This window comes from Phaeobacter sp. CAU 1743, from assembly GCF_039839315.1.
In the GTDB taxonomy this organism is placed as follows: Bacteria; Pseudomonadota; Alphaproteobacteria; order Rhodobacterales; family Rhodobacteraceae; genus Phycobacter; species Phycobacter gallaeciensis_A.
In genome coordinates this window covers 15,961-28,348 of the sequence record NZ_JBDOQR010000062.1, presented here as the reverse complement: position 1 = coordinate 28,348, position 12,388 = coordinate 15,961, and the positions used below count along the sequence as shown (strand labels likewise).

The window sequence follows — 12,388 nt, the reverse complement described above, 5'->3', positions numbered from 1 at the left end:
TTCGCAAAGATCAAGGAATTCAGAGCCATAGCGACCCGCTACGAAAAGACAACGTCCAGCTACGCCGCCAATTGGCATCTCGCGGCTGCCATCATCGCCTCACGATGAATGTCCACAGACCCTAGAGAGAAATTTAATAAACACCGCGCGCGATCTTGCCCTCAGGCAGGCGGGCAATGCGCCTTAGCGTGCGGGAACTGGTCCAATAAGGTTTGGGCCAGTGGTGTTTCGCCTAGTGAGCGTTGGCAAAGGGCGCTGCATCCCCCCACAGCTGCCGCACACGGGCATCACGGCCGCAGGCCTCACGGTAGCGTTTATAGGCGCTGGACTGTCTCTTGGGGCCAAAGCGGGTAAAGACCAGATTGTCGCCCTTGTAATAATCCTGATGGTAATCCTCGGCCCGGTAAAAGGGACCGGCTGGCAGGACTGGCGTGACGATGGTCTGCCCCAGCTCTGCCTGCGCCTTGGCCTTTGCCTGGTCTGCGGTTGTTTTTTCCGCGTCGGAGGACACGAAAACGGCGGTACGGTAGCTTTCGCCGCGATCGCAGAATTGGCCGCCCGGATCGGTGGGATCGACGGAGCGAAAAAACAGATCCAGCAGATGCGCGCGACCTACCTTGGCCGGGTCAAAGGTGATCTGCACCGCCTCGTAATGACCGGTGCCGCCACGGCCGACCTCCTTGTAGGTGGGGTTCTTGGTGGTGCCGCCGGTGTAGCCAGAAACGGCCTCGGAGACGCCGGGAACCGATTCAAAATCGCTCTCGACGCACCAGAAACAGCCGCCCGCAACGGTCAGCGTTTCCTGCTCGGCCGCATGGGCTTCATATCCGCGCAACAGGCCCGCAGCCAGGATCAGGATGGCCAGGGAAACCTGTTTGATGTGATGCAATGTCTTCATCATCGCCTCCGTTTTTTGGAACCCTGCCGCCGGGCGCGCCTGCGCTCAACCCATGTCATCAAATGTCACGCACTGGTGAGCGCAAGTTATCGCTTGGAAATTGGATCCAATCTGGCTAGCGTGCCGCAAAAGGAGGGTCCTATGACTGAAAAAATGAGTACCCATCAGGCTGAAGAAGATCAGCGCAACGAAGAGATCCTCATCTATCTGAACGGGAAGATCGTGCCCAAGGCCGAAGCCACCGTCAGCGTCTATGACAGCGGTTTCATGCTGGGTGACGGCGTTTGGGAGGGGCTGCGCCTTTACAACGGCACCTGGGCCTTCATCGACGAACACCTGAACCGTCTGTTCGAGGCGGCAAAGGCCATCGATCTGGATATCGGCCTGACCTTTGAGGGCGTGAAACAGGCGGTGCTGGACACGCAAAAGGCCAACGGCATGACCACGGATGCCCACGCCCGGCTGATGGTGACGCGCGGGCCAAAAACGCGCCCCTTCCAGCACCCCAGCCTGTCGCAGCAGGGGCCGACCATGGTCATCATCATGGAGCATTCGCGCCCGCATCTGCCGCGCCCGATCCGGCTCGCGACCGTGCCCCATATTCGCGGCCTGCCGATGAGCCAGGATCCCAAGCTGAATTCCCATTCCAAACTCAACTGTATCCTGGCCTGCATTGCCGCCGAAAAGGCGGGCGCGGACGAAGGGCTGATGCTGGATGTGAACGGCTTTGTGAACACCACCAACGCCTGCAACTTCTTCATCGTGCGCGACGGCGAGGTTTGGACCTCGACCGGGGATTACTGCATGAACGGCATCACCCGGCAAAAGGTGATCGACCTGTGTCGCGCCAATGATATCCCGGTGTTTGAACGCAACTATTCGCTGGTCGACACCTATGGCGCCGATGAGGCCTTCCTGACCGGCACCTTCGGTGCGCAAACCCCGGTGGGCGATATCGACGGGCGTCAGATCGGCACGGGCGAGATGGGTCCGGTGACCAAACGGATCCGGGCGCTCTACAAGGGTCTGATCGAGCAGGAGTGCGCCTGATGCGGATTGCAATGTGGTCGGGGCCGCGGAACCTCTCGACGGCGATGATGTATTCCTTTGGCAACCGTGGCGATTGCGCGGTGGTCGATGAGCCCTTTTACGCCGCCTATCTGAAGATGACCGGCCTCGACCATCCCATGCGCGAAGAGATCATGGACAGCCAGAGCCAGGATCCCAAAGTGGTGGCCGATATGCTGATCGGAGATATTCCGGCTGCAAAACCAGTTTATTATCAAAAACATATGAGCCAGCACATGATCCCTGGCATGCCGCGCGACTGGATGCGGGAGGTGACCAATGTGTTCCTCATTCGCCATCCGGCACGGGTCATCGCCTCTTATGCGGCGAAACGCCAGAATCCCAACCTGGACGATATCGGCTTTCGTCAGCAGGCCGAGCTGTATGATCTCTGTCGCAGCTGGGGACAGGCACCAGTGGTGGTGGACAGCTATGACATCCGCCAGGACCCCGCCGCCAAGCTGGAACAGATGTGCGATGCCATCGGCCTTGCCTATTCGCCCAAGATGCTGAGCTGGCCCAAGGGCGGCCACAAGGACGATGGCGTCTGGGCCGAGGTTTGGTATGGCGCGGTCTGGACCTCTACCGGTTTTGCCGGTCCCGAAGGCGATCTGCCCGAGGTGCCCGAACACCTGCAACCAGTGCTGGAGGAGGCGATGCCCTATTACGAGCAGTTGAAGGCGGTGAAGATCTAAGGCCGCTTCACGGGCAGGCTGGTCAGCCGATCAGCTTGCCCAGTTTCATGGCGACGCCCATGTCGCCGGTGATCTTGATCTTGCCCATCATCACGGCGGTCATCGGGTTCAGTTTGCCGGTCAGCAGCTTTTTCAGATTGTCCTCAGACAGGCGCAGGGTGCAGTCTGTTTCGCTGTCCTCGGTGGTTGCCGTGCCATCGGCCAGAACGATGACGCCCTCCTCGCCGCAGTCGAATTTCAGCGAGCCGTCAAAGCTTTTTCCGGATAGGCCGGACTGGATACCGGCGGCGATGTCGTGAAGTGCCATCAGGGAATCTCCTCTTGCCTGACGTGAGCGTTAGGCAAGGGATTTGCGCTGGGCAAGCATGACCAAGCGGGAGGCGAGCCTCAGGCGCTTGCCAGTGCCTCGATCGTCAGCGGACAGGGGCTGCCGCTGTAAAATTCATCAAGGACCTGTTTGAATTCGCCCGGTGCATCCGGCACGGCGGCAAACAGCGTCATGGAAGAGCGCAGTTTCTTGGCGTCGACCTTGCCGAGGATCTCGGCGGCATCCTGATCTGCGTGCGACAGCATCAGGCGGGACACCTCGACCAGACGGGCGCTGAGGACCTCGTGACCCAGATAGGCCTTGGCCTCGGCCAGATCCTCGATCCCGTAAAGCTGTGCCATGTGGGATTTGCCAAGCTCGGCCAGTTGCGGGAAGACGAACCACATCCAGTGGCTCGTCTTTTTGCCCGCAGAAAGTTCGCTCAGGACATCGGACCAGACCGTGTCCTGGGCTTCGACGAACATTTCCAGCTCTTCTTCGAAATCGTCCTCGAAATCGCCGTCTATGTCGTAGTCGTCACTCATTTTTTCAGCCGACGGTCGCGTGCGGCCAGCAATTTCAGGCGCAGGGCGTTCAGCTGGATAAAGCCTGCCGCGTCTTCCTGATTGTAGGCGCCGGCGTCTTCTTCAAAGGTTACGTGGGCCTCGGAGTAGAGCGAATGCTCGGAATCACGTGCCACCACAAAGACCGACCCTTTGTAGAGTTTCAGGGTCACGGTACCGGTGACGTGTTCTTGGCTCTTGTCGATCAGGGCCTGCAGCATTTCACGCTCGGGGCTGTACCAGAAACCGTTGTAGATCAGCTCGGCATAGCGGGGCATGATCGAATCCTTCAGGTGGCCTGCGCCACTGTCGAGGGTGATCTGCTCGATGCCACGGTGCGCCTGCAGCAGGATGGTGCCGCCGGGGGTCTCGTAGATGCCGCGGGATTTCATGCCGACAAAGCGATTTTCCACGAAATCGAGACGGCCAATGCCATGCTTGCGGCCATAGTCGTTCAGCGCGGTCAGGATGGTGGCCGGGCTCATCGCCTCGCCGTTGATCGAAACCGCATCGCCCTGCTCGAAACCGATGGTGATGATTTCCGGCGTATCCGGTGCATCCTCGGGGTTCACGGTGCGCTGGTAGACGTAGTCGGGTGCCTGCTCGGCGGGATCTTCCAGCACTTTGCCCTCGGAAGAGGTGTGCAGCAGGTTCGCATCGACCGAGAAAGGCGCTTCGCCGCGCTTGTCCTTGGCGATCGGGATCTGGTTCTTCTCGGCGAATTCCAAGAGGCGCGTGCGCGAGGTCAGGTCCCATTCACGCCAGGGCGCGATCACCTTGATGTCAGGGTTCAGCGCATAGGCCGCCAGTTCGAAACGCACCTGGTCGTTACCCTTGCCGGTGGCGCCGTGGGCCACGGCGTCGGCGCCGGTTTCAGCGGCGATTTCCACGAGGCGCTTGGAGATCAGTGGACGCGCGATCGAGGTGCCCAGCAGGTACTCGCCTTCGTACAGGGCGTTGCCACGGAACATCGGGAAGACGAAATCCTTCACGAACTCTTCGCGGACATCTTCGATGTAGATGTTTTCCGGCTTGATGCCCAGCATCTCGGCCTTCTTGCGGGCGGGCTCCAGCTCTTCGCCCTGGCCCAGATCGGCGGTAAAGGTCACCACCTCGCAGCCATATTCGGTCTGCAGCCATTTCAGGATGATCGACGTATCAAGGCCGCCAGAGTAGGCCAGCACAACTTTTTTGGGCGCGGACATGGGTTTTCCTCTTGATCAGAACGTTTGCGGGGTAGCGGGTTTTGCAGAGAAGGGCAAGGTTCGCCGGGTTTTCCTTGTCTTGCTGCGCGCAATACGTGCAAGAAGAAAGGAAAGTTGTTTTTCAGGAGACATTTCCCGTGATCAGTTGGAAGATATTTTCGCATTCCCTCAACATGGTGCTGCGCAACTGGCGCGACGCCCTCCGCATCGCTCTTGTGCCCGTTCTGATCGGAGTTGTGCTGTTTGTGGCCTTCTTTGGTGGGCTGATGTCAGAAGCCATGCATATGGACGCAAACGGCGTTCCGACCGTGGATCCTGCCCTTGCCGGTCCGCTGTTTCTGGCTGCCGTGGTTTTCATCATCCTGGAGCTCTGGGTGTTTGTGAACTGGCACCGTTTCGTGTTGCTTGAGGAATATCCCCAAGGCTGGATCCCGCCTTTTCGTGGCGGGCGCATCCTGGCCTACATCGGTGTGTCTCTGATCCTTGCGCTTGTGATGGGGCTTGTTTCCGCTGTTGTCATCGGAATGGTCGTGATGATGTCTGCTGCGGTCTTTCCGCCCGTTATCGCGATGATCCTGGCCATTGCGGCCTTTGTTTTTGTGGGCGTTTTTCTGTTCCGGCTGTTGCCCATGTTGCCGGCGGCGGCCATCGGCGAACGGCTCAGCATGAGCCAGTCTCTACAGGCGACGCGCGGGACGGCGGGAACGGCGATCATGCTGTTCGTGGTTCTGATCCTCGTGCAGTTGTTGCTGCAGTTCATCGTCGGGGCCTCGATGATGGTCTTTGCGCCGCTTGGCTTCATCTTCTCGCTTGGCGCGGCGTTGGTGATGACGCTGGTTAATGTGAGTATCCTGACCACCCTTTATGGCCATTACGTGCAGGGTCGCCCGATCTGACGACGACCCGCTCACCGGTATTCTTTTGCATGCTTTGCGCCTGCCCCTTGCCTTGGGGGCGGGCTTGCGCCACTGAAAGGGTATGAGCGATTTTCAGACCCGGTTCAAAGATGCCGCCCGCGCCGCCGAGGCGGCCATGCGCGAGGTGTTTCCCGCAACGCCTTTGCAGCGCAATGTTCACCTTTCCGAACGGTTCGGGGCGGATATCTACCTCAAGCGTGAGGATCTGAGCCCGGTCCGCTCCTACAAGATTCGCGGCGCGCTCAACGCCATGCGCAAACAGCCCGATCAGGATCTCTTTGTCTGCGCCTCGGCCGGCAATCACGCGCAGGGCGTCGCCTTCATGTGCAAGCATCTGGGCAAGCGCGGGGTGATCTTCATGCCGGTGACAACGCCGCAGCAAAAGATTCAGAAGACCCGCATGTTCGGCGGTGACAATATCGAGGTGCACCTGATCGGCGACTATTTCGACGACACGCTGTCTGCTGCACAAGAGTGGTGCGCGCGGGAGGGTGGGCATTTCCTGTCGCCCTTTGACGACAGCGATGTGATCGAAGGTCAGGCCTCAATCGCGGTGGAAATCGAAGAGCAGCTTGGCGGGATCCCCGACCATGTGATTTTGCCGGTGGGCGGGGGTGGCATGTCCTCGGGCGTTGCGACCTTTTTTGGCGATGCGGTGCATTGCCTCTTTGCCGAACCCACAGGCGGGGCCTGCCTGCGCGCGGCGCTGACGGCGGGGCATCCGGTGGCGTTGGACAAGGTTGATACCTTTGTCGATGGCGCCGCGGTGGGCACCATCGGCGCACAGCCCTTTGACCTTCTGAAACACATCCCGCTGCCGGATGTGATCGCCATTTCAGAGGACCGGATCTGCACCACCATCATCGAGATGCTGAATGTCGAAGGCATCGTGCTGGAACCCGCTGGCGCGCTGTCGGTCGAGGCGCTGAACGATGTGCGCTCCTGGATTCGCGGTAAAAGCGTCGTGTGTGTCACCTCGGGCGGGAATTTCGATTTCGAACGTCTGCCAGAGGTCAAGGAACGTGCCCTGCGCTATTCGGGCATCAAGAAATACTTCCTGTTGCGTCTGCCGCAGCGGCCCGGCGCGCTGAAGGAATTCCTCAACATCCTCGGCCCGGAGGACGATATCGCACGGTTCGAATACCTGAAGAAATCGGCGCGCAACTTTGGCTCGGTTCTGATCGGGATTGAGACCAAGCGCCCGGAGAATTTCGCCGCGCTTTTTGCCCGCCTGGATGAGGCAGGCATGACCTATACCGATATCACCAATGACGAAACGCTGGCGCAGTTCCTGATCTGACGGATTCGGAGCTGGCAGTGGAGGCGGTCACCAGCCTTTGAGGCCGGAGGTCGATCAGTTCAGGTTGGGCAGTTCTGCCAGAAACTGCGTTTTGGATTTCTCATAGGAAGAGATCACCGCATCCAGATCGACCGATCCGGCGGCGCCGCCGGCTGATTGACGCTCTCCGGCAAGACAGAGGTCAGAGAAGGCATCAAAACCCAGATTCATTGCGCTGCCTTTGAGGAAATGAAGGTCCTGCTCCAAGGCGCCGCGATCTCCAGTGCGAAGTTTGCTGATGACGCCCTCTACCTCCTCCAGGAAGAGCTCCACAACCTCATCGAAGTCCTCTTCCCCTACTTCCTGGCGAAGTTCCTTGACGCGAGGCCAGTTAATCATAATCCAAGTCCTGCTTCTTGTTTCCTGGTAAGTATTTCATAACGTCCCACGGGTAAATTTAAAGTGAAAGCAGGTGGTGAGTTCAATCTTTCCGCTTCATAACCTGTTAAAGAACTGGCTGGATAATGCCCGCTATTGTGGGCAAATTCCTTGCTAGTGTATTGAGGTGTCGTTAGTTGCTGCCAGACAGTCCCGTGGACCATGAGGAAGACGCTATGAGCGGATCGATCAACCGTGTGCTGGTTGTCGATGATAGTCGGCTGCAGCGCCGAATTCTTGTCGCGTCTCTGAAGAAATGGGGTTTTGACGTTCTTGAAGCCGAGGGCGGCGAACAGGCGATGGAAATCTGCCGGAACGATCCGCCGGATCTTATCCTCAGCGACTGGATGATGCCTGGCATGAACGGTATCGAGTTCTGCCGTGAATTCCGGGCTCAGGGAACTGATAAATATAGCTATTTCATCCTTCTGACCTCCAAGAGTGAAAAGAACGAAGTCGCCGAAGGCCTGGATGCAGGGGCTGATGATTTCCTCACCAAACCGGTCAGCTCGGATGAGCTGCGGGCGCGGATTTCGGCCGGAGAACGGATCCTGCGGATGCAGCGTGAGCTGTCCGAGAAGAACCGGATCGTCTCGGAAACCCTGGGTGAGTTGCAGCGGGTTTATGACGCGATCGACAAGGATCTGATTCAGGCGCGCAAGATTCAGGAATCACTGGTGCCGGAGCTGTCCAAGTCGTTTGGCTCCTCGACCGTCAGCCTGCTTTTGAAGCCTTGTGGCCATATCGGTGGCGATTTGGTGGGCATGTTTTGTCCGGGCGTCAATCGAATCGGCTTCTATTCCATCGATGTATCGGGCCACGGTATCACCTCGGCGATGATGACCGCACGACTGGGTGGCTACCTGTCTTCGACCTATTTCGACCAGAACGTCGGCATGGAAAAGCGGTTCAACCGATTCTATGCGCTGCGGCAGCCGGAAGAGGTGGCCAGCATGCTGAACGCCCGCCTGATCGCGGATACCGGCATCGAAGAATACTTCACCATGGCTTATTGCATCGTCGATCTGCGCAGCGGCGTGCTGAAGATGGTGCAGGCCGGGCATCCGCACCCCTTGCTGCTGCGCAAGGACGGAACCGCTGAATTCATCGGCAAAGGCGGGGTCCCCGTCGGTCTGGTGCCGGATATCGGCTACAGCCAGGAAGAGCTGGTGATGGAAAAGGGCGACCGGCTGCTGCTCTACTCCGATGGTTTTACCGAAGCGCGCCTGGAATCCGGTGAGATGCTGGAGGCCGAGGGGCTGCTCGAACTGATCCGCAAATGCGACAGCAGCCAGTCCGGCAAGGAGTTCCTGGACGATCTCTACTGGAACCTGACCCAGATCCTATCGCCAGAGCACGGGCTGGAGGATGACGTTTCCGCCACCCTGTTCGAATACGAAGGACCGTAATCCGGACCGTATCCCTGGGCCGGGATCGTTTCGGCAGGGCTCTCCCGCCAATCGCCTGATGATCAACGATCATCGGCTCTTGTTGGGCCGGGCTGCACGCCAGGGCGTGCAGCGGTCATGCTTCTAACGCCACCCATAAACACAACCCACCCTATGGAATCCCACCGCAGCGCGCTTGCGCGCTGCCATGCCCAAGGGGGACCGAAGGCCCAGTGGGCCGTTCAAGTCACGCGCGGGAGTGCCCCCGGGGCTATGTTGTGTGGTGGACGGTCCTCATTTTCCCTACGGGCAGAACCGGGCGGCAAAATGGCGATCCCCGGGGTTGCCGAGGTGCGTAACGGCTTCATCAGCGGGCATCCACAGCGCCTCGTGGCCGGGCTCCAGCGGAGGGCCCAAGCGCTGCAGCGGACGGGCCATATAGATATGGCAGAGTTTCTCCGCCCAGAGATCGTATTCCGGCATGAAGACGAACCGCCGGAACGCACCAAGGCGACGTGGCGCGGCGATACTCCATCCGGTTTCCTCATAAACCTCCCGATGCAGCGCGGGCAGGGGCGATTCGCCGGGGTCAATGCCGCCGCCGGGCAGCTGGATGTCCGGCCCCGGATCCATCTGGCAGGTCAGCAGCAATTGCCCGTCGCGCGGAAGCAGCGCATAGATTCCGGGCCGCAGCCTGTAGCTTCGCCCCGCTTCGGGCGGCTTTCCAAAACGTCTGATCACATGCGCCCCCTTCACTCCGAATGGCAAAACCCTATATAGGCTCGATATGCCAACCTCCGGCGTGTAAGGAAACCCCATGACACTTGGTTCGAAAATCGCGTGGGACGATACGGTCCTGCCCTTCCAGCTTGATGCCTCGGACATGCGCGGCCGCGTCGCGCGTCTTGACGGCGTTCTGGATGGTATTCTGAAACAGCACGACTATCCGCCCCAGGTGGAGGCGCTGGTGGCCGAAATGGCCCTGCTGACCGCTCTGATCGGCCAGACCATCAAACTGCGCTGGAAACTGTCGCTGCAGGTGCAGTCCAAGGGCGCCGCCGTGCGGATGATCGCCACCGATTACTATGCACCAGAGAAAGAGGGCGATCCGGCCCGGATCCGCGCCTATGCCAGCTATGATCCCTCCCGGCTGGAGCCCGGCCTGCCCTTTGATCAGGTGGGCGAGGGGTATTTTGCCATCATGATCGACCAGGGCCACGATATGCAGCCCTATCAGGGGATCACACCGCTGGCGGGCGGTTCGCTTTCTGCCTGCGCCGAGGCCTATTTCGCCCAGTCCGAGCAGCTGCCCACGCGGTTCAGCCTCAGCTTTGGGAAATCGTCCGAGCCGGGCGTCTCCGAACGCTGGCGCGCGGGTGGCATGATGCTGCAACACATGCCCAAGGCGTCGCCCTTTGCGGCGGAGCTGCAGGGTACCGGGGATATCCTCAATGCGGCGGATCTGATCCCGGAAGAGACCGCGGAAAACTGGAACCGGGTCAATATGCTGCTGGCCACGGTTGAGGATCTGGAACTGATCGGCCCAACGGTCTCGCCGACCGATCTTCTGGTCCGACTGTTCCACGAGGAACAGCCGCGCGTCTATGATGCGCAGGCGGTGCAGTTTGGCTGTACCTGCTCGGAAGAGCGGGTGCGCAACAGCCTGTCGATCTACTCGGCCAAGGATCTGGAGACGATGACCACAGAGGACGGCCGGGTGACCGCCGATTGCCAGTTCTGCGGCGCCCATTACGATTTGGACCCGAAGACGCTGGGCTTTGAGGCCGAAAACCCGCCGTCCTGACCAAAGCGAGCTGAGCGACCGACAATATGTATGACACTCCCGAGGACCTGAAACTGCGCCTTTCCATGGCCGTGCAAAGCGGCCCGGATGCGGGGTCCTCGGATTTTGACCTCAATCCGGAGATGTCCCTGCCGCAGGCGCGCAAGCTGCGCCCGGCCGGCGTTCTGGTGCCGATCTCGTTGGCCTCAGGTGCCCCGCGGGTCATCCTGACAAAACGGTCTTCTGCGCTCAAACACCACCCGGGGCAGATCGCCTTTCCGGGCGGCAAGGTGGACGAGGGCGATAGGGATGTCACTCATACTGCCCTGCGCGAAGCCTGGGAGGAGATCGGTCTGCCGCAGGATCTGCCCGAGGTTCTGGGCGCGCTGCCGACCCATGAAACGGTCACCAGTTTCACCGTCACGCCGGTGGTGGCACTGCTCAGGTCAGAGTTTGACATCCGCCCCGAGGCGGGCGAGGTGGCCGAGGTCTTCTCGGTGCCGCTCTCCCATGTTCTGGATCCGGCCAATTACATCATCGAATCGCGCCGCTGGCGGGGTACGCGGCGGCGGTATTACACTGTGCCCTATGGTCCCTATTACATCTGGGGGGCCACCGCACGGATGCTGCGCCAGTTTGCAGACCGGATGCAGAGCTGATGCGGATCGACCAACCCTGGCTGCATGCGCCCGAGACGCAGGCCGTCTGCGCCGCGCTGACAGAGGCGGGCGCGCAAGCGCTGTTCGTGGGCGGATGTGTGCGCAATGCACTGCTGGGGGTGCCAGTCTCGGATCTTGATATCGCCACGGATGTGCCGCCGGACACCGTGCTGGCGCTGGCCGAACAGGCCGGGATCCGCGCCGTTCCGACCGGCATCGACCATGGCACCGTGACGCTGATCAAGGGCGGTATCCCGCATGAGATCACCACCTTTCGCAAGGATGTGGACACCGATGGCCGCCGCGCCGTCGTTGCCTTTTCCACCGATATCGCCGAGGACGCCGCGCGCCGGGATTTTACCGTGAACGCGCTTTATGCGCGCCCAGACGGCAGCATTGTCGATCCTTTGGGCGGGATGCCCGACCTTCAGGCCCGGCGCATCCGGTTTATCGGCACGGCAGACCACCGCATCCGTGAGGATTACCTGCGCTCGCTACGCTATTTCCGGTTCCATGCCTGGTATGGCGATCAGGCTGCAGGTTTCGATCCCGAGGCGCTGGCTGCGATTGCGGCTAACCTCGACGGGCTGGGGAAACTTTCGCGCGAACGGGTGGGGGCAGAACTGCTGAAGCTGCTCGGCGCGCCGGATCCGGCGCCTGCGGTGGCGGTAATGCGCCAGACCGGGGTTCTGGGACAGATCCTGCCGGGGGCGGATGATCGCGCTCTGGCGCCGCTTGTGCATCTTGAGGGCGAGGCTGGGCTTTCTGCCGATCCGATCCGGCGGCTGGCTGCGATCAGTGGCGGCGCAGACCTGCAAGAATCGCTCCGGCTCAGCAAGGATCAGGCGCGCAGGCTGGAGCGTCTTTATGAGGCTGCGACCGGCACCCTGGGCGCGGGTGAGCTGGGGTATCGGCTAGGCGCGGAACAGGGGCGCGATGCGCTGCTCCTGCGTGCGGCGCTGTTGGAGCAGCCCCTGGCGCCGGACGCGCTGTCGGCAGCGGATCACGGCAGCGCCCAGACCTGCCCTGTGGCGGCGCGGGACCTGATGCCAGACCTTAGTGGTGCGGCGCTGGGCGCGGCGTTGAAACAGCTGGAATCGGATTGGATCGCCTCGGGGTTTTCCCTTGATCGCGCGGCATTGCTGGCACGGCTGAACGGCTGATCCTCCCCCCGCGGAGTCGCAAGCT

Annotated in this window: 14 protein-coding genes and 1 pseudogene; 9 read left to right on the top strand and 6 right to left on the bottom strand. The window is 60.6% G+C overall.

Annotated elements, in window-relative coordinates; all coding sequences use genetic code 11:
• A pseudogene (locus AAFO90_RS19485) lies at nucleotides 1–108 on the top strand (IS5/IS1182 family transposase); the annotation flags it as partial.
• A gap of 124 nt (nucleotides 109–232) precedes the next feature.
• On the opposite strand, the gene msrA reads toward AAFO90_RS19485, so the two are convergent.
• Nucleotides 233–898 (bottom strand): peptide-methionine (S)-S-oxide reductase MsrA, encoded by a 666-nt coding sequence (msrA, locus tag AAFO90_RS19480; protein ID WP_347510436.1) that lies wholly within the window; start codon nucleotides 896–898, stop codon nucleotides 233–235.
• Between the two features lie 141 nt (nucleotides 899–1,039).
• On the opposite strand from msrA, the gene AAFO90_RS19475 reads away from it, so the two are divergent.
• Together AAFO90_RS19475 and AAFO90_RS19470 are read left to right on the top strand one after the other, a co-directional pair.
• Nucleotides 1,040–1,948 (top strand): D-amino acid aminotransferase, encoded by a 909-nt coding sequence (locus tag AAFO90_RS19475; protein ID WP_347510435.1) that lies wholly within the window; start codon nucleotides 1,040–1,042, stop codon nucleotides 1,946–1,948.
• On the top strand, nucleotides 1,948–2,661 hold the full coding sequence (locus AAFO90_RS19470; protein WP_347510434.1) for an HAD family hydrolase: 714 nt from the start codon (nucleotides 1,948–1,950) through the stop codon (nucleotides 2,659–2,661). Before AAFO90_RS19475 ends, AAFO90_RS19470 begins: the two co-directional genes overlap by 1 nt.
• 22 nt (nucleotides 2,662–2,683) lie before the next feature.
• On the opposite strand, the gene AAFO90_RS19465 is transcribed toward AAFO90_RS19470, so the two are convergent.
• The 3 genes from AAFO90_RS19465 to AAFO90_RS19455 all read right to left on the bottom strand — a co-directional run bounded on the left by AAFO90_RS19465 (nucleotide 2,684) and on the right by AAFO90_RS19455 (nucleotide 4,736).
• On the bottom strand, nucleotides 2,684–2,968 hold the full coding sequence (locus AAFO90_RS19465; protein WP_347510433.1) for an SCP2 sterol-binding domain-containing protein: 285 nt from the start codon (nucleotides 2,966–2,968) through the stop codon (nucleotides 2,684–2,686).
• Between the two features lie 80 nt (nucleotides 2,969–3,048).
• On the bottom strand, nucleotides 3,049–3,513 hold the full coding sequence (locus tag AAFO90_RS19460; RefSeq protein ID WP_274831731.1) for a DUF1810 domain-containing protein: 465 nt from the start codon (nucleotides 3,511–3,513) through the stop codon (nucleotides 3,049–3,051).
• Nucleotides 3,510–4,736: an argininosuccinate synthase gene (locus AAFO90_RS19455; RefSeq protein ID WP_274831730.1), complete on the bottom strand. Its 1,227-nt coding sequence runs from the start codon at nucleotides 4,734–4,736 to the stop codon at nucleotides 3,510–3,512. Before AAFO90_RS19455 ends, AAFO90_RS19460 begins: the two co-directional genes overlap by 4 nt.
• 137 nt (nucleotides 4,737–4,873) lie before the next feature.
• Here AAFO90_RS19455 and AAFO90_RS19450 point away from each other — a divergent pair, with 137 nt between their 5' ends.
• Entirely contained in the window at nucleotides 4,874–5,632 is a 759-nt protein-coding gene (locus AAFO90_RS19450; protein WP_347510432.1) for a hypothetical protein, read from the top strand.
• Between the two features lie 82 nt (nucleotides 5,633–5,714).
• Nucleotides 5,715–6,953 (top strand): threonine ammonia-lyase IlvA, encoded by a 1,239-nt coding sequence (ilvA, locus tag AAFO90_RS19445; RefSeq protein WP_274829330.1) that lies wholly within the window; start codon nucleotides 5,715–5,717, stop codon nucleotides 6,951–6,953.
• Between the two features lie 54 nt (nucleotides 6,954–7,007).
• Here ilvA and AAFO90_RS19440 read toward each other — a convergent pair whose 3' ends face one another.
• Complete coding sequence (locus tag AAFO90_RS19440) at nucleotides 7,008–7,331, bottom strand: Hpt domain-containing protein (protein WP_347510431.1); 324 nt, start codon at nucleotides 7,329–7,331, stop codon at nucleotides 7,008–7,010.
• A gap of 176 nt (nucleotides 7,332–7,507) precedes the next feature.
• Here AAFO90_RS19440 and AAFO90_RS19435 point away from each other — a divergent pair, with 176 nt between their 5' ends.
• The gene (locus AAFO90_RS19435) at nucleotides 7,508–8,779 is read left to right on the top strand and encodes a fused response regulator/phosphatase (RefSeq protein WP_274837867.1); all 1,272 of its coding nucleotides are present in this window, start codon (nucleotides 7,508–7,510) and stop codon (nucleotides 8,777–8,779) included.
• 282 nt (nucleotides 8,780–9,061) lie between these two features.
• On the opposite strand, the gene AAFO90_RS19430 is transcribed toward AAFO90_RS19435, so the two are convergent.
• Nucleotides 9,062–9,499, bottom strand: a complete 438-nt coding sequence (locus AAFO90_RS19430) for an NUDIX hydrolase (RefSeq protein WP_274829332.1) — start codon at nucleotides 9,497–9,499, stop codon at nucleotides 9,062–9,064.
• 76 nt (nucleotides 9,500–9,575) lie between these two features.
• On the opposite strand from AAFO90_RS19430, the gene AAFO90_RS19425 reads away from it, so the two are divergent.
• Genes AAFO90_RS19425 through AAFO90_RS19415 form a run of 3 tightly spaced genes read left to right on the top strand, consistent with a single transcriptional unit; the run spans nucleotide 9,576 to nucleotide 12,363 of the window.
• A complete protein-coding gene (locus AAFO90_RS19425) occupies nucleotides 9,576–10,562 on the top strand; it encodes an Hsp33 family molecular chaperone HslO (protein ID WP_274829333.1) in 987 nt (328 codons plus the stop codon).
• Nucleotides 10,563–10,588: 26 nt separating this feature from the next.
• Nucleotides 10,589–11,200: a CoA pyrophosphatase gene (locus AAFO90_RS19420; RefSeq protein WP_347510430.1), complete on the top strand. Its 612-nt coding sequence runs from the start codon at nucleotides 10,589–10,591 to the stop codon at nucleotides 11,198–11,200.
• Nucleotides 11,200–12,363, top strand: a complete 1,164-nt coding sequence (locus AAFO90_RS19415) for a CCA tRNA nucleotidyltransferase (protein ID WP_347510429.1) — start codon at nucleotides 11,200–11,202, stop codon at nucleotides 12,361–12,363. The genes AAFO90_RS19420 and AAFO90_RS19415 overlap by 1 nt, the downstream gene beginning before the upstream one ends.
• The last annotated feature ends 25 nt before the right edge of the window (nucleotides 12,364–12,388 follow it).